The sequence below is a fragment of the Microcystis sp. BLCC-F209 genome (genome assembly GCF_041928595.1).
In the GTDB taxonomy this organism is placed as follows: domain Bacteria; phylum Cyanobacteriota; class Cyanobacteriia; order Cyanobacteriales; family Microcystaceae; genus Microcystis.
The window spans coordinates 1-15919 of record NZ_JBHFLL010000177.1 but is presented as its reverse complement, the minus strand read 5'-3'; the positions used below and the strand labels follow the sequence as shown (position 1 = coordinate 15919).

Genomic DNA, 15919 nt, shown 5'->3' with positions numbered 1-15919 from the left:
GCATTCAAGATCGCTCGATCGGGTAATATCTCTCCCCTTGTTATACTGGTTTAACGATTAAAACTACCGCCGAACGCGCTTGCACCCGATAGGTTTCCGATTCAATAGCAGCGGCGGCATCTAAATCACAGGCTGCCTCGGACAATTGCCCAGCAGTATCGATGACGCGATGCCATTTTTCCTCTGGGAATAGGGGGGGTAACTGGAAGTTGAGAGATTCCCAGTAAGCGTTCAGCATAATGTGTAAATACTCGTTTGCCTTAGGATGACGCAGGGAAAAAGCTAAACTGCGGGAATCTTCTGACCAATCGGGTTTACTCAACTGTACGCCATGCCAACTGAGATGGGGTTCAAGACTGGTATAGGTGACTTCTAGCAATTTTTCCTGACGGAAAAGAGCTAATTTTTTATTAAAATCGATCAGTCTCCTTACGAAACACCAAAGATCGAACTCTTGCTCTACCGCACTCCAATCGAACCAACTTAACTGGTTATCCTGACAATAGGCGTTATTGTTGCCCTTTTGGGTGCGTCGCACTTCGTCCCCCATCAACAGCATAGGTGTTCCTTGGGAAATGAACAGGATCGTTAAGAGATTTTTTATTTGTTGCAGTCGCAGGGTTTTAATCGCCTCATTATTGGTTTCCCCTTCTATTCCACAATTCCAGCTAAAATTATCGTTGCAACCGTCCCGATTCTTCTCGCCGTTAGCCTCGTTGTGTTTCCGGTCGTAGGACACTAGATCGTTAAGGGTAAAGCCATCATGACAGGTAACAAAATTTATACTTCTATTGACATCGTTGTCAGGTCTGTGGTATATGTCGGGGCTTCCTAAAATCCGCGCCGCTAATTTCGTGACTATGCCGGTATCTCCCCGGACAAAAGCGCGCACATCATCGCGAAAAGGACCATTCCACTCGGAAAACCAATCGGCAAATTCGACAAATTGACCGACACTATACAATCCTGCCGCGTCCCAAGCTTCGGCGATTAATTTTGTCCCGGCTAAGACTGGATCCGATTCGATCGCCCAGATCATGTTATAACCTTTTTGCAGGATCGGTTCCCCGTCCACATTGCGCGATAATACGGCCGCTAGGTCAAAGCGAAAACCATCGACGTGCATTTCCGACACCCAATAGCGCAAACAATCGAGAATCATTTTGCCAACAATGGGATGACTGCCCTTGAGGGTGTTACCACAGCCGGTATAGTTGCTATAGAGGCTTTTATCGACCGCATCGAGGATGTAGTAGGTGCGATTATCGATACCTTTCAAGGAAAGAGTCGGCCCGATTTCGTCCCCCTCGGCGGTATGATTGAAAACTACATCGAGAATCACTTCAATCCCCGCTTTGTGTAACGCTTTCACCAGATCGCGAAATTCATTCAAAGGACCCAGGGGTGAGCGATCGCTACTGTAACCAGCATGGGGCGCAAAAAAGCCGATCGTGCTATAACCCCAATAGTTAGTTAACCCCGGCATAGCGGCAGCGGGATCAAAGTAATGAATCGGTAACAATTCCACGGCAGTAATGCCTAGGTTTTTCAAATAGGGTATTTTTTCGATTAATCCCGCAAAAGTACCTCTTTTTTCCTCGCTAACGCCAGAATTCGGGTTACGAGTAAAACCACCGACGTGCATTTCGTAGATAAAACTGGCAGAGTAGGGAGTGCGTAGCGGTTTGTCATCTTCCCAATCGTAGCGGCCCGGATCCACTACCAGACCCCGCAAAGCTCGATGACAATTATCGCCTTTTTCGCTGGCAGCTTGTCGATCATAAATTTCCGCACCGACAATCGCTTTCGCATAGGGATCGAGAACTACTTTATCAGGATCGAAGCGATGACCCTGGGCCGGATTATCCGGACCATAGACTCGATAAGCATACACTTGACCGACTCCAATCCCGTGAACGAAAATATGCCAATAGAAAAAGGTGCGGTTTGTTTGCGGGGTGAGGAGAATAGTCTGGCTAGGTACGGGAGAATTAGCATCATCAAATAATAATAATTCGATCGCAGTGGCATACTTAGAAAATAGTGAGAAGTTGACACCATCGGCCAAGACAGTTGCCCCGACGGGATGGCTTTTACCGTGATCGGTTTCTAAGGTCATTGTCAAGAGATGAGAAGTGATTAGGAGTAGTATAAGATTATTCGGCGTTGCTGAATCAAGCTATGAATCCCAAATGTGTGTCCTATCCAAAAGTTAGTTTTGGTCTAGGTTGTGAAAATCTCACCCAAGAAGATCAGAATTCAAATCAGCAAATCCAGATTTTCTTGGAGATGGCGTGATTAATTTCTAAGACCTTGCCCTATTCAATAAAGCTCTCAATTTTCCGAACAATTAAGAAAAAAATATAGGAGTTTTAAATGACATTTCCCGAATATTCTAGGCTTGATTAAGCCAATTGATTAAGTCAGCTTGACTCTTAAAGTCTAGTAATGCTTCTCCTAAGTCTTCTAATTGTTCTACGGTTAGTTTTTGGATAGTTTCGGTGATATGGGAGGGTAGTTGACTAAAACGTCGGTTAAGTAAGCGTAGCAATAGATTGGCTTCTCCTTGTTGAAGTCCGATAGCTTCTTCTTGTTGAATAGCTTTTTCTCTATCTTGTTCGTATAAAGGGGCTAAACGCATAATAAATTTCCTCTCCTCCTGGGTTCTTTTTGGTAAGGCTTGCAAGTTTCTACTCAAATTGTACAATAATTTCAAGGAAGCTGATTTGAAAGGATGATTAGAAGATAATGCCTCTAATTCATCAATCGCTCTGCTTCTGGTTCCTCCTCTACCTAATAATCTTAACCAAAGGGTTTCAGGGGTTTCAGGTAATTGATGCAGGACAATAATGGCTGTGGTTAATGCTGGAGGTAAAAAATAAATTCCTTCTCCCCAATCTGGATGATTGAGAGCGGAAAAAGCAGTTATAATTCTTTGACTGGCAGTAGGAGTTAGTATCCATAGTCTAGGGATATTTTCTGCTAATAAGGGTTGTTGACTACGGTGAGCTTCTCTTTGTAATTGTTCCCGCACAGTAAACAGTTTAGATAAACAAGCGAGAATTCCCTCAATCGTGACCGGATTGCGATAGGGTTCCAATAAACAAGGGGTTTGAGCTAATTTGCCCAATAAACCTAATTCGGGCGGCATTTCTGGGGAAGTCGGTCGAAAATACACATCGATTTCTTGAGTTTTTGCCGTCACATCAAGGCTAGTTTTCACGTCACCGGAAGAAGAGAGAAAGGTTTCGAGGTAGTCTTTCACTAAATTTATCCCAAAAAAAGCGAGTCAAGGCTGAAGTGATTAAATCAATGATGATTATTTTATCATTTTAAAAGTCTGTGGAGCGGTTTAGCCAATTAATTAAGTCAGCTTGAGTCTCAAAGTATAGTAAGGCTTCTCCTAAGTCTTCTAATTTTTCTACTGAGAGTTTTTGGATAGTTTCAGTAATATGCGGGGGTAGTTCACCAAAACGTCGCTTTAGTTGACGTAGCACTAGATTGGCTTCTCCTTGTTGAAGTCCGATAGCTTCTCCTTGTTGAATAGCTTTTTCTCTATCTTGTTCGTATAAAGGGGCTAAACGCATAATAAATTTCCTTTCCTCCTGGGTTCTTTTGGGTAAGGCTTGCAAGTTCCTACTCAAATTGTATAATAATTTTAAGGAAGCTGATTTAAAAGGATGACTAGGAGACAAGGCCTCTAATTCATCAATCGCTCTGCTTCTGGTTCCTCCTCTACCTAATAATCTTAACCAAAGGGTTTCAGGGGTTTCGGGTAATTGATGCAGGATAATAAGGGATGTATTTAAGTAGGTAGGCACAATTATTTGTAGGATGGGTTAGCGGTAGCGTAACCCATGCGGGCGTTGGGTTTCATGCTTCAACCCAACCTACGTTCATTTTATATTTAATTCCACCCACCTACTTAATGCTGGAGCTAAAAAATAAATTCCTTCTCCCCAATCTGGATGATTGAGAGCGGAAAAAGCAGTTATAATTCTTTGACTGGCCGTAGGAGTTAGTATCCATAGTCTAGGAATATTTTCTGCTAATAAGGGTTGTTGATGACGGTGAGCTTCTCTTTGTAATTGTTCCCGCACAGTCAACAGTTTAGATAAACAAGCGAGAATTCCCTCAATCATGACAGGATTGCGATAGGGTTCCAATAGACAAGGGGTTTGAGCTAATTTGCCCAATAGGCCTAATTCGGGCGGTATTTTGGGAGAAGTCGGTCGAAAATACACATCGATTTCTTGAGTTTCTGCCGTCACATCAAGGCTAGTTTTCACGTCACCGGAAGAAGAGAGAAAGGTTTCGAGGTAGTCTTTCACTAAATTTATCCCAAAGAAAGCGAGTCAAGACCTAAGTTATTAAATCAATGATGATGGTTATTTTATCATTTTAAAAGCCTGATTAGGAAAATTAGCAGCATTGCAGCTTTAGTTACAGATTTTTCCTAGTTTTTGCGCTAGAACTGAAAGGTTAATCAGCAAAAAACGCGCTCGACGAATGAAACCGCAAATCATCGTCTGTGGATTAGGTCGCACCGGTTATAAAATCTTTTGTTTACTCAAACAACAATCTGCGGCAGTAGTAGCGATTAGCGATCGCCAAATGGTCTGCGAATACCAGTCTGATATTATTATCGGCGATCCCTGCTCTCCTAAAACTCTCCTGCAAGCTGGCCTTCCAGATGCAGAAACCCTAGTTTTGGCCATCGATAACGACGCACTCAATCTGGAAATTCTCACCCGTGCAAGGATAATTAACCCGAAAATTCGGATAGTTAACCGACTATTTAACGAAACTTTAGGAGAAAGACTCGATCAAACCCTCCCTGCTCACGTTAGCATGAGCGTTGCTTCCCTAGCGGCTCCGATCTTTTCCTTTGCTGCCCTTGGTAATAAAGCTATCGGTCAATTACAGCTATTCGATCGCCTTTGGCCGATTCAAGAGATAATTATCGAGGAAAATCATCCTTGGTGGGGATTACCCCTCTACGAGCTTTGGGACGATCCGGCCCGGATGTTAATCTATTATCTCCCCGCTCACGACGAAATTGATCTGGTTTCAGCAGTTCTTTCGGGCAAAAAACTCCAAACTGGCGATCATCTGATTATCGGCAATAAACCGACAATTAAGGCAAAACAGCGTTTTAAACTGCAAAAGTGGCTGAGAAATCTACTCAATCTCCGTCCCTATCAGCACTATGTCCAACCGGTAATTCTTGTCACCCTTTCCCTCTTGGGGATGATTTCCCTTGCTACCGTTACCTATCTCAGCGTTAATCAAAAAATTTCCCTCGTCGATTCCCTCTATTTTTCCGTCGGGATGATTACCGGTGCCGGAGGTAACGAAAAAGTGGCCGAATCTACCCCCGATAGTATCAAAATTTTTACCGTGGTCATGATGATTGTCGGTGCGGGGGTTATCGGTATCTGTTATGCTCTCCTCAACGATTTTATTCTCGGTAGTCGCTTTAAACAGTTTTGGGATGCTACCCGCATTCCCGTCCGCAATCATCACATTATCTGTGGTTTAGGAGGTATCGGCACCCGGATCGTGCGACAATTGCACGACCAAGGCTGTGAAGTGGTGGTGATTGAATCGGACCCCAATAATCGATTTTTGCATTCCGTGCGCTCCTGGGGAATCCCCGTTATCATCGAGGATGCGCGTCTAGTGGCTACCCTAGAAACCGCTAATATTAACAACGCTGAATCTTTGATCGTGGTGACTTACGAGGATATGATTAATGTGGAGATTGCCCTCACTGCTAAAGCGATCGCTCCTAAAATTAATCTAGTTTTACGCTGCTCTCAGGAACAATTCGGGCGATCGATTCAAGAGGTTTTTGATTTTGATACGGTATTATGTCCCCGGGATCTAGCTACCTATTCCTTCGCCGCGGCCGCTTTGGGCGGTAGAATTCTCGGTAATGGCATGACCGATGATCTCCTCTGGGTTGCTTTGGCTACATTAATCACACCTAATCATCCTTTTATGGGTCAAATTGTCAAAGAAGCGGCGATGAATGCCGATTTTGTGCCACTTTACCTAGAAAAACAGGGTCAAACTATCCACGGTTGGCAATTACTAGAAATTACTCTCGATCAAGGTGATATTCTTTATCTAACTATGCCGGCTATGCGTTTACAACAGGTTTGGCAAAATACTTCCCTAACTATTCCGCAATCTTTCCCCGATTTAAAATGATTTCTGGTCTTAATTATCTGAGCAAAGCTAGTTATCGCTGTATCTTGAGTTTAGGCAGTGCCGGCAGTATTTTAAGTCTCGCTAGTGCCAGCAGCATTTTAAGTCTGGTTAGTATCGGCAGTATGCTCAGTATTGGCAGCGTCGGCAGTATTCTCAGTATTGGCAGTGTTGGCAGTATTCTCAGTATCGGCAGTGTCGGCAGTATATTTGGCATTTTTCAATATCATTCTCTGCCTAACTATCCTGAATAGTTCTAATGAACTACTTATCACCGCTTCTTTGTCGATGGCGGTTTTTTGAGTTTAAACTGTGGAGCGATCGCTTTTTATGTAAACAAAATAGAAAGGTTATTAATCGGATTAAGGGATTTATGAGGCTGCGGCAAAACTAACACGACGATAAATTTCTAGCAAGGGAAGTTCAACGTTTAAACTCTCCAGAGGGATTATTTGACTAAGTTGATCGTAGGTTTGTAGTTGCCAGCGATCGCTCTGTGCGAGTCTAAAATATTGCTCAATGTAGGGTTCAGTTTGACTAACGAGCAGATATTCACAAAAACTTGGCAGGGAACGATATTTTCTAAATTTATCACCTCGATCATAGGCTTCCGTGGCGGGGGAAAGCACCTCTACAATAAATAAAGGATTAAGAATTTCGTCTTTGCGATCGCCGTTAAATTCCGGTTCATGGTTAACGATCATGAGATCGGTATAGGTTCCACAATTATATTCAGGAATCCACAACCGCAGATCGCTGTTATACAGACGAAAATCCCTATCTCTCAATAAAAATCCCAAAAAAACCGAGATATTGATCGCGATCGCGCTGTGGGTTGCGGTTCCTCCAGGCATAAGAATCATTTCTCCATGACAATATTCATAACGTTCCTGAGAAGTTTCAGCGATCGCCCGATATGCTTCCAAAGTGACAGGGGTTTTGGTGACTGTCGCAATAGTTGGTTTTTCTTGAGCGATAATCATCTTTGTCTTTCTCCGATATTCTATTAATTAATTTTATGGTTATTTTTTAGGGATTGTGGGGAAGCGATCGCTTTTTATCAAAATAGAATTAGAACGGCGATCGCAGTTTTTCTGAGGTGAGAGAGAAAAATTTTTTAAGAGCGAACTATCGTTAATTTGATTGTATGTATTATAATTGAGTCGTTAAATTTAACCAAAATACTATACTGTCCTCATCGAGGTTATTGTTTATGAAATCAGAGTATGATCTCGCTAATATGAAAAGTCGTCCTAATCCTTTTGCTCAACAACTCAAGCGGCAGGTCACTTTACCTTTAAGGATTGATGTCATTGATTTCTTTGAAAAAAAAGCAAAAGAAAAAGGAATTTCTTATCAGGAACTAATTGATTTATATCTTCAGGATTGTGTGACAAACGACCGAGAAATTTCTTTTTAGCGATCGCTTTTTATGAAAACAAAATAGAAAAAGCGATCGCCTTGTGAGCATCAGTTAATAAAACAATAAAGTTCGGGGTCAGGTGCTTAGGTTTGCTAATTGTTCCTGAATATTAGCTTGAGTAGAGAGTTTTTCGGATTTTTCCCATAGAGCGTTAAAGATACTTTTATCTGTCTCGACAACTCTTGTTTGATAGGAAATATAACCTGATTCTGTTTGACCATTCATAGTTCTTCTCGCTGTAAAAGAATTTCTGGGAACAGATAAGTTTTCGCTAATCAATAGGTTGGTATCATCCCAACGATAGCCTTCAACATCTTTGGCTTTTTCCTGACAAATACAAGCAACTTCTATGCCAAAGTTAAGTTGTTCCTGAATCACCTGTAAATGCTTTGGAGTCGGAACTTCAGGAAGAATAAAGACTCGTTGAATAGAAATCTTCCTTTTGATTAGTTCTTTGTTAACTTCCCAGAATTTTTGACCAAGGGGATTATCCCACCAGATGCAATCTGTCATGGAGTGAACAGCCAAGATTCGAGATTGACTTTGAGGATCAATGTGTTTGAGTAGTTGACCAACCTTTTCTAAACGGGATTCGCCGCTAATTTCAATGTTAATTTCAGGCATAATTGTGTTAGTCAAAATTGTGCCATCAAGGAGGGTTAGATTATTTTCATCCAATTTAACATCGGTCAAGTTAGCTCCCGTTAAATTAGCTTTGCTCAAATTGGCATGACTTAAATCGGCTCCTGTTAAATCAGCATTAGTTAAATTAACCCCCGAAAGATTAGCCTGACTGAAGTTACATCCCATCAATTTTGCATCGGAAAGATTGGCCTCACCATCCATTAAATTGACTTGGCTGAAATTCAGTCCCCGAAAATCTCGTTCGCCAATTTTGTGCAAATATGTCAATTCTTTTGTGCTATGAATATCGGGGTGATATTCATCGGGTGCATAAACGGCAATCATCGCTTTGACGTAGGCGAAAAAATAAGCCTTGAGAATATTTTCATGGGTGTAGATGGTAATCACTTCTTTACCATCATACTCAACCAACGCCTTGACAGTTATGGCTCCTTGTTGACCCGGTGTCAAGTTGGCTAAATAGATAGATGTAAGGGTATGTTTAACCTCAACTAAATGAGCTAGAGCCTCATTAAAAGCAGTACAAAGTGCATCTACTGAACCTTTTTTAAAGGCTGATTCAGTGTAACGCTCTTGGGTTTTTGTATTACATAGGATAACTGTCGCAGCAGTTAAATTGTTATTAGCACAGAGAATTTCAAAGTTCTCAATTTTCCAGCCTTGAAAAAGCAAAAGATTATCTTCAAAGAATAAGTTTTGTTGAGGCTCGTTTTCTAAAAGCTGATTGAGTTTTACTTTTTCATTTTCCATTGCCGCTTTACCGAGATTTTTGAGAGTTCTTTCGATAGATGCCGGCGAGGTATCTTTCCCTAAAGACTGTAAGAATAAGGCAGGAGAACCCACAAAAGGATATCCACTGGCAATGAATTCTCGATCTGCGATGGTGATAATACCTGCTAGGCTATACTTTCTGACAATCTCAACTTGAATTGCCGTTTTTAAATTAACGTTAGGATATTTTTCTAGGTCAATTTCTTTCAAGTTAACTTGGCCGACGTTAATCTTGCTCAGAAGTTCAATGATCCAACGATTGGCATATTCTTGAGATTTAAGATTTTTCATACTATGCCAAATTTGTATTAATCCCATTTCGCCGATGTAAGGATTAATTTTTCCCTCTAAAACAAGTCCCATAACCCTAGTAGATTCCCTGTTAAGAGTGGTCTGATTTCGTAATAAAAACTCTTCAATCAGATCAGCATCAATTAAGACTTTTGGAGCTTGAGAATTGTTGTCTTTTAATTGGAATACTTCTAAGTTACCCAGAAAAAAATCAATATTTATACTAGGATGATTAGTCACTTTACGCAAACTAAGCTTGATTTCGTACTGCACAAAATCATCAGATTCGTTTTCGAGATTATTTCTCAAATCCCAAAGTTTTTTAATCACTTGAGGCTCAGGATATTCCCCTAATTTCCTTATGATTTCAGCACGATGATCGCTATTTTGTTCATTGTCTAGTTGAGCTAACAAACCATTAATAATGTCAGCAAGGAGACTGACCGATGTTGGTATCTCGCACAATAACTCTGTGTTTTCCATTTTTAAATCAATCTCCTTGATTGGTGGTATTCTGATCAACAATAATTGGGTCTGAAACAGAAGGCTCCTCTAATTGCGAATTTTCAGCGTAGCGTGTTCGCAAAACTCTCACTGATTCATCGTCATTAATGTCAACAAAATAGCCCTTTTTAAAGAGAACTCTTCTTAAAGAAGTAATTCCCACCCGCTCATCTAACTCAAGGTAATCCTTAAGATGGGATCCTAGATTTTTGTTGAAATCCGCGTTTAGATTTTTTTGGCTATGATTGAACATTTCAGCCAAATCATCAGCGGAATAAAGCCCTGTAGCCGCCCGATAAAATATCTCCTTATATTTATCAGATAGGGGTTCGATTTCTTCCAACAAAGCTTCTAGTTTGGGTATATCCAAACCACAGTTTCTTGCCTGCTTTTGGGCTTCACACAGTGATGGGGGCATTGACGAGAGCGTCTTCATGGCTGTATTTTCGAGCTAGTTAGCATATTTTGAAATGGAGTACCAACAATTATTGTTTAATGATAGCAACAATTATTGGTTTAAATGGGCAATATTTGTTGGTTTAAATGGGCAATATTTGTTGGTTGATGTCCTTACAGTAAGTGATTATATTGTGGATACCATTGAAGAAAATAGAGCGATAGTAAAAAACAGTACAAAAAAGCTGGTCGAGTGTTGCCGCACTGCCCAGCTTGAATTCAGTAAACGTTCTACCTATCGCTTCCCGCCTTGATTATCTCCACCGTAGAGTTTTACCAGTTCTGTTACGGTACGGAGAAAAACGAACTCGTAGGGCTTGATCTCGCCCAGAGCTACGCCGTAAAAGAGGGAGCTTAGGAGCATGACAGTGAGTAAGTTCTTCATATTGATTGACCTCCTGGCTTCTTGAGTCCACTTACTAAGGTTTTTAAGTCTCCTGGTGGGCTGTTGAGAGGGCTAATCCCGATGATGCGAAGCTAGGAGAGGGCCAGTATCCTCGCGGGTGCTGGCTCTTTACTCATCATTATCATCCCCGCATCTTAGCCCATGAGGGTAGATTGAGTAAAGCTAAAATGTTAAGGATTCATGACACGATGAGCGAAACACTGCTAGGCAAAAACAAAGATCCTGATCAAATCAACTGCCACCCTAGCCATGAAAACACTTAGCCACAAAACAGAAGATTTGAGTATAGCCGATGTCTCATCCGATTACCCCGATCAATGGGTGGTCTTAGAGATCACTGGTCGCGACAAATATGGCTGGCCAGAGAAAGGTAAGGTTATTGGGTATTCAGACGATAAACATAAGCTTATACAAGAAACTAAACATTTGAAGGGAGACTTGTATTTGTTTTATACAGGTCTTGTTGACGGTGGTAGGGTTGCTTAAAAATGTTAGAATCTATACAAAAAACACAATCTCCTTTAGCTTTAGCCCCTGCGTTGGCAGCTGCCATTAAACGAGGCGAAGAAGCGAAGAAGCGGTTCCTATCTAAGCAAGGCGGAACCTTAACCAGCGCTGAGGTTTGTAGTGTTTTAGCCTGTAGTTCTTTGGAATTAGAAACTATGAGGCTCAATCATCAGGTCTTAGGTTTATCTGTCAACGAGGAATTAGTTTATCCTGCTTGGCAATTTATTGATGGCAAAGTTTTGTCTGGTTTAGACCAAGTGTTAGCCGTTTTAAAAGAAGACGGTGCTTGGACACAAATGCTCTTTCTGCTTACGGGTGATATTCGTTTAGAGGGAGCAACCCCGCTAGAAAAACTCCAAAAGGGAGAAATCGAGCCAGTGGTTTGGGCCGCTAAGTGCTACGGGAGTCATAGCGCGGCGTAATGGGTTTGCCTCCTTTTCCCCTCCCACCAGACGATTTTAGTCAGCGTCAATTGCCCGTCATTGAAACCCCAGGCCCCTGGCTAAGATTAAATAAAACCGGACACCTTTCTAGTCTTCATTTTGACCGCAGTGGTAGCGGTCGTTTCGATGGGCCAAATCAGGGCTATGGGCTTCTCTATGTGGGTGATGAGTGCAGTACCTTTATTGAATGTTTTGGCCGAACATTTGACGGAGCCGTAACCGTTACAGCCCTAAGAAATAGAAATCTTTTTAGAATTAGAAGCGATCGCACTTTAGTGTTGGCCGACTTAACGGGGCCGGCCCTTGTTCGCATAGGAATAGATGCCCGCATTTCTTCCGGTGATTATGAATATTGTCGGACTTGGGGGCAGGCAATTTGGGGACATCCCCAAGCAGTAGATGGGATTAGATACCGTTCTCGTCATGATGATAGTGTCTATTCCGTTGGGCTTTTTGATCGGGTTAGAAACCATTTGCAAGAAGACAACTTAGGTAATTTATACGATGATAATTCATCCTGTTTAAGTGAAATTTTGGAGCATTATGATTATGCTCTTATTCAAGAATAAGTATCTTTTTGCAATAGGTGCATCTCATTTTTGTCAATCTACCAATTGGGATTTTTACGGGGAAACTCTCTTTTAAAATCGGGCATTACTTCCGATTTTATCACTCAATCCAAGCCTTTGGGGGGTTCTACCCCCCAAACCCCCCGTTGGGGGCGTGGCGCCGCCCCCAAACCCCCCGCGCATTAGCTTTTCGGTGGGATGCTTACACGCGATTGTTCATATTTTTGTACCAATTTAAGAGTCACTGATAAGTGCTGATTGTCGGTATTTCTGCAAATGTGAGATGCACCCTTTGCAATTAGACCCAATCTCCCCTATTCAGAACGGCCAAGTGTTAGGGAATTTTCTGTTAAGTTAATAGCAGCCCACTCGTCGCAAAACTTCACTGATCACTGATTACTGATCACTGATTACTGATCACTGATCCTCTTGCCCTATTTTGGTAAAATCAACTATAATGGGGAGAAGTTAATCTTTGCCAAGCTTGAGCAGAGTTAAACTAATCCCTCAGTGAGCAAGCAATTGAATCCTATGCTTAAAATTGCCCTTTTTGGAACCAGTGCCGATCCTCCTACTGCCGGTCATCAAGCCATACTAAAATGGTTATCGGAACAGTACGATATTGTTGCAGTTTGGGCCGCCGATAATCCCTTTAAAAATCATCAAACCAGTCTCGAACATCGTCTGAGGATGTTAAATTTGCTCATCCGGGATATTCAACCCCCAAGAGATAATATACAACTGCGACGAGAATTAAGCGATCGACGTAGCTTAATTAGTGTGGAAAAAGCGCAAGCAATTTGGGGAGAACAGGAGGAATATACCCTAGTCATTGGTTCTGATTTAGCTGGACAAATTAGGCACTGGTATCGTAGCCAAGAATTACTAGAAAAAGTCAAAATTCTTGTGATTCCCCGTCCCGGATATCCTATTAATCAAGATGATATTGAACAACTGCAAACATTAGGGGGTGATTGTCTGATTGCCGATGTCTTTGCTCCGGCTGTATCCTCAACAGATTATCGAGAAAAAGGCGATAAACAGGCTGTTCCCGCACCGATTAAAGATTATATCGAAGGTCAAAAACTTTACGCATGAAACCGCCAAAGACCCTAGCTAATAAATCTCTAGCTGATTTTAAAGTGGGAGTTGATAACGTGATCTTTTCCGTTGATACCCAATTAAATCGGCTGCTGGTGCTTCTGATTAAACGACGGGAAGAACCCTTTAGTAATTACTGGAGTTTACCCGGAACTTTAGTTAGAAATGGGGAATCACTGGAAACGGCAGCCTATCGAATTTTAGCCGAGAAAATTAGCGTCAATAATCTCTATCTGGAACAGTTATATACTTTTGGCAGTCCAGAGGGAGATTCCCCGGCAGCGGCCGAGAGTTTTGGGAAACGTTATCTATCGGTGAGTTACTTCGCTTTAGTGCGGTTTGAAGAAGCAAAGTTAATCACTGAACGGGATTATAATATCACTTGGTATATGATTGATAAAGTGCCAGATTTAGCCTTTAATCACGGTCAAATTTTGGAATATGGCTGGCAAAGATTACGCAATAAAGTAGAGTATAGTCCCGTCGCTTTTGAGGTTTTACCAGAATTATTTACTTTAAATGATCTTTATCAATTTTATGAGACAATTTTAGGTAAAAATTTTAGTGATTATTCTAACTTCAGAAATCGGCTATTGAAATTAGGATTTCTCAAGGATATGGGTTTAAAAGTCTCTCGTGGTGCCGGTCGTCCTGCTAGTTTATATCGCTTTGATGAAAAAGCTTTTGGTCCCTTTAAAGAGCAACCGTTAGTTTTTGTTTAAATAGGAAAAAATATGAGAATTGCTATCGCTCAATTAAATCCCATTGTTGGAGATATCGAAGGAAATGCCCAAAGAATTTTAGAGGCCGCTCAAACGGCATTTAATCAGGGAGCAGAATTACTTTTAACTCCGGAATTATCCCTCTGTGGTTATCCTCCCAGAGACTTATTATTAAATCTGGGTTTTGTGGAGAAAATGTCTCAACAATTGCAATTATTGTCCCAACAATTACCAGAAAAGTTAGCTGTCTTAGTCGGTTTTGTCGAAAAAAATCCCTCGGCAACGGTCAGGGGAGAAAAGCCGTTATTTAATAGCATAGCCTTGTTAAAAAGTCAAGAGATTAAACAAATTTTTACTAAACGTTTATTGCCTACCTATGATGTTTTTGATGAGGATCGTTACTTTGCTTCTGGGAAAGAAAGTCAATATTTTCAACTAACAGAAAATAATGTAAAAATCGGTGTAACTATCTGTGAAGATGTTTGGAATGATGAACAATTTTGGGGGCAGCGTCAATACGCGGTTAATCCCATCGCCGATTTAGCTAATTTAGGAGTGGATTTAATCGTTAATCTTTCCGCTTCTCCCTACAGTGTCGGTAAGCAAAAATTGCGAGAATCTTTATTATCCCATAGTGCCACTAGATATAATTTACCTATAGTTTATGTCAATCAAGTGGGAGGTAATGATGATTTAATTTTTGATGGTGATAGCGTTGCTTTTAACCGACAAGGAGAAGTGATTTATCGCGCCCAAGCATTTACTTCTAGCCTAGAGTTGATCGAGTTTAATCAGGATTTGTTACCCGCAGTTATTCATCCTTTACCCGTCGATGAAGATGAGGAAATTTATCGAGCTTTAGTCTTAGGAGTGCGAGATTATGTGCAGAAATGCGGTTTTAAACGGGTAATTTTCGGCTTGAGTGGTGGCATTGATTCCAGTTTAGTTGCCGCTATTGCCAGCGACGCATTAGGTAAAGAAAATGTTCTCGCTGTGATGATGCCTTCTCCCTATAGTTCCGACCATTCCATTAGCGATGCAGTGGCTTTAGTTAATAATTTAGGTATCAAAAGTGAGAAGTTAGCAATTAAAGAAATTATGACTGCTTATGATCAACTTTTAGATGGTCTTTTCGCTGGGACTGATTTCGGTATTGCTGAAGAAAATCTTCAGTCACGCATTCGCGGTAATTTATTGATGGCTCTCTCTAATAAATTCGGTCATTTACTATTATCCACTGGCAATAAATCAGAAATGGCGGTGGGATATTGCACCCTTTACGGTGATATGAATGGTGGTTTAGCAGTGATTGCCGATGTGCCGAAAACCCGCGTTTATTCCCTCTGTCGCTGGTTAAATCGGCACGGGGAAATTATTCCCCTCAATGTGATTAATAAAGCTCCTAGTGCTGAATTAAAACCCAATCAGAAGGATCAAGATTCTTTACCTCCCTACGAGATTTTAGATGCTATTTTAGCACTATTAATCGATCGCCATCAATCCGCCGAACAAATTATCGCCGCCGGTTTTGAGCCTGAAATTGTGCAGAAAGTGATTAAATTAGTTAAAAATGCCGAATTTAAGCGCAAACAAGCTCCCCCGGTCTTAAAAATTAGCGATCGCGCTTTTGGCACTGGTTGGCGAATGCCTATCGCTAGTCGCTGGGGTTAGGGGGGTTTTTCAGTTATCAGTTATCAGTTATCAGTTATCAGTTATCAGTTATCAGTTAGGGAGCATCTCACCTTTGCAATAAGTAGAAATGCTTAATGAGATCAATAAAAAAGTTAAAAAAGGCAACCATTTAGATAAGCACAGCGATGACGAAGGACTTGCGGTACATTACAAGATTGCCAACTTGCACCAGTAAT

General features: G+C 41.3%; 14 protein-coding genes and 3 pseudogenes. 10 read left to right on the top strand and 7 right to left on the bottom strand.

From position 1 onward, the window contains the following. Positions 1–40 precede the first annotated feature (40 nt). The 4 genes and pseudogenes from glgX to ACE1AQ_RS11115 all read right to left on the bottom strand — a co-directional run. Positions 41–2119, bottom strand: a complete 2079-nt coding sequence (glgX, locus tag ACE1AQ_RS11130; RefSeq protein WP_110544363.1) for a glycogen debranching protein GlgX — start codon at positions 2117–2119, stop codon at positions 41–43. Positions 2120–2395: 276 nt separating this feature from the next. Then, positions 2396–3293, bottom strand: a pseudogene (locus tag ACE1AQ_RS11125) (DUF4351 domain-containing protein). Between the two features lie 39 nt (positions 3294–3332). Further along, positions 3333–3803 (bottom strand): annotated as a pseudogene (locus ACE1AQ_RS11120) (DUF4351 domain-containing protein); the annotation flags it as partial. Between the two features lie 120 nt (positions 3804–3923). Next, positions 3924–4359: pseudogene (locus ACE1AQ_RS11115) on the bottom strand (hypothetical protein); the annotation flags it as partial. Between the two features lie 150 nt (positions 4360–4509). Here ACE1AQ_RS11115 and ACE1AQ_RS11110 point away from each other — a divergent pair. Together ACE1AQ_RS11110 and ACE1AQ_RS11105 are read left to right on the top strand one after the other, a co-directional pair. After that, complete coding sequence (locus ACE1AQ_RS11110; protein WP_012266375.1) at positions 4510–6216, top strand: TrkA family potassium uptake protein; 1707 nt, start codon at positions 4510–4512, stop codon at positions 6214–6216. Continuing rightward, positions 6213–6467, top strand: coding sequence for a hypothetical protein (locus ACE1AQ_RS11105; RefSeq protein ID WP_002776534.1), 255 nt, complete (start codon positions 6213–6215; stop codon positions 6465–6467). Before ACE1AQ_RS11110 ends, ACE1AQ_RS11105 begins: the two co-directional genes overlap by 4 nt. Positions 6468–6584: 117 nt before the next feature. On the opposite strand, the gene ACE1AQ_RS11100 is transcribed toward ACE1AQ_RS11105, so the two are convergent. Next, entirely contained in the window at positions 6585–7196 is a 612-nt protein-coding gene (locus tag ACE1AQ_RS11100) for a Uma2 family endonuclease (protein WP_008200307.1), read from the bottom strand. A gap of 230 nt (positions 7197–7426) precedes the next feature. Here ACE1AQ_RS11100 and ACE1AQ_RS11095 point away from each other — a divergent pair, with 230 nt between their 5' ends. Further along, the gene (locus ACE1AQ_RS11095; protein ID WP_002740011.1) at positions 7427–7633 is read left to right on the top strand and encodes a hypothetical protein; all 207 of its coding nucleotides are present in this window, start codon (positions 7427–7429) and stop codon (positions 7631–7633) included. Positions 7634–7711: 78 nt separating this feature from the next. On the opposite strand, the gene ACE1AQ_RS11090 is transcribed toward ACE1AQ_RS11095, so the two are convergent. Both ACE1AQ_RS11090 and ACE1AQ_RS11085 read right to left on the bottom strand, forming a co-directional pair. Then, positions 7712–9826 (bottom strand): pentapeptide repeat-containing protein, encoded by a 2115-nt coding sequence (locus tag ACE1AQ_RS11090; RefSeq protein ID WP_110544358.1) that lies wholly within the window; start codon positions 9824–9826, stop codon positions 7712–7714. A gap of 7 nt (positions 9827–9833) precedes the next feature. Continuing rightward, positions 9834–10265 (bottom strand): hypothetical protein, encoded by a 432-nt coding sequence (locus ACE1AQ_RS11085; protein ID WP_110544356.1) that lies wholly within the window; start codon positions 10263–10265, stop codon positions 9834–9836. A 52-nt stretch (positions 10266–10317) separates the two neighbouring features. Here ACE1AQ_RS11085 and ACE1AQ_RS11080 point away from each other — a divergent pair, with 52 nt between their 5' ends. From ACE1AQ_RS11080 to ACE1AQ_RS11050, 7 genes are all read left to right on the top strand, one after another. Further along, positions 10318–10557 carry a hypothetical protein gene (locus ACE1AQ_RS11080; RefSeq protein WP_271931167.1) on the top strand — a complete coding sequence of 80 codons (240 nt, stop codon included), beginning with the start codon at positions 10318–10320 and terminating at the stop codon, positions 10555–10557. A gap of 401 nt (positions 10558–10958) precedes the next feature. After that, a complete protein-coding gene (locus ACE1AQ_RS11075; protein ID WP_110544353.1) occupies positions 10959–11195 on the top strand; it encodes a hypothetical protein in 237 nt (78 codons plus the stop codon). 2 nt (positions 11196–11197) lie between these two features. Continuing rightward, positions 11198–11638, top strand: coding sequence for a hypothetical protein (locus ACE1AQ_RS11070; RefSeq protein ID WP_002783027.1), 441 nt, complete (start codon positions 11198–11200; stop codon positions 11636–11638). Continuing rightward, on the top strand, positions 11638–12228 hold the full coding sequence (locus ACE1AQ_RS11065) for an RES family NAD+ phosphorylase (RefSeq protein WP_110544351.1): 591 nt from the start codon (positions 11638–11640) through the stop codon (positions 12226–12228). The genes ACE1AQ_RS11070 and ACE1AQ_RS11065 overlap by 1 nt, the downstream gene beginning before the upstream one ends. Positions 12229–12759: 531 nt before the next feature. After that, positions 12760–13326 (top strand): nicotinate-nucleotide adenylyltransferase, encoded by a 567-nt coding sequence (locus ACE1AQ_RS11060; protein ID WP_002743664.1) that lies wholly within the window; start codon positions 12760–12762, stop codon positions 13324–13326. Continuing rightward, a complete protein-coding gene (locus ACE1AQ_RS11055) occupies positions 13323–14051 on the top strand; it encodes an NUDIX domain-containing protein (protein WP_110544349.1) in 729 nt (242 codons plus the stop codon). The genes ACE1AQ_RS11060 and ACE1AQ_RS11055 overlap by 4 nt, the downstream gene beginning before the upstream one ends. A gap of 12 nt (positions 14052–14063) precedes the next feature. Beyond that, a complete protein-coding gene (locus ACE1AQ_RS11050) occupies positions 14064–15722 on the top strand; it encodes an NAD+ synthase (protein ID WP_110544347.1) in 1659 nt (552 codons plus the stop codon). Positions 15723–15919 lie beyond the last annotated feature (197 nt).

Excerpts from the sequence above, each read along its gene's own strand:
- glgX (WP_110544363.1), bottom strand. The coding sequence starts at position 2,119 with ATGACCTTAGAAACCGATCACGGTAAAAGCCATCCCGTCGGGGCAACT.
- ACE1AQ_RS11100 (WP_008200307.1), bottom strand. The coding sequence starts at position 7,196 with ATGATTATCGCTCAAGAAAAACCAACTATTGCGACAGTCACCAAAACC.
- ACE1AQ_RS11090 (WP_110544358.1), bottom strand. The coding sequence starts at position 9,826 with ATGGAAAACACAGAGTTATTGTGCGAGATACCAACATCGGTCAGTCTC.
- ACE1AQ_RS11110 (WP_012266375.1), top strand. The coding sequence starts at position 4,510 with ATGAAACCGCAAATCATCGTCTGTGGATTAGGTCGCACCGGTTATAAA.
- ACE1AQ_RS11095 (WP_002740011.1), top strand. The coding sequence starts at position 7,427 with ATGAAATCAGAGTATGATCTCGCTAATATGAAAAGTCGTCCTAATCCT.
- ACE1AQ_RS11055 (WP_110544349.1), top strand. The coding sequence starts at position 13,323 with ATGAAACCGCCAAAGACCCTAGCTAATAAATCTCTAGCTGATTTTAAA.
- ACE1AQ_RS11080 (WP_271931167.1), top strand. The coding sequence starts at position 10,318 with ATGGAGTACCAACAATTATTGTTTAATGATAGCAACAATTATTGGTTT.
- ACE1AQ_RS11060 (WP_002743664.1), top strand. The coding sequence starts at position 12,760 with ATGCTTAAAATTGCCCTTTTTGGAACCAGTGCCGATCCTCCTACTGCC.
- ACE1AQ_RS11050 (WP_110544347.1), top strand. The coding sequence starts at position 14,064 with ATGAGAATTGCTATCGCTCAATTAAATCCCATTGTTGGAGATATCGAA.
- ACE1AQ_RS11105 (WP_002776534.1), top strand. The coding sequence starts at position 6,213 with ATGATTTCTGGTCTTAATTATCTGAGCAAAGCTAGTTATCGCTGTATC.
- ACE1AQ_RS11075 (WP_110544353.1), top strand. The coding sequence starts at position 10,959 with ATGAAAACACTTAGCCACAAAACAGAAGATTTGAGTATAGCCGATGTC.
- ACE1AQ_RS11065 (WP_110544351.1), top strand. The coding sequence starts at position 11,638 with ATGGGTTTGCCTCCTTTTCCCCTCCCACCAGACGATTTTAGTCAGCGT.
- ACE1AQ_RS11070 (WP_002783027.1), top strand. The coding sequence starts at position 11,198 with ATGTTAGAATCTATACAAAAAACACAATCTCCTTTAGCTTTAGCCCCT.
- ACE1AQ_RS11085 (WP_110544356.1), bottom strand. The coding sequence starts at position 10,265 with ATGCCCCCATCACTGTGTGAAGCCCAAAAGCAGGCAAGAAACTGTGGT.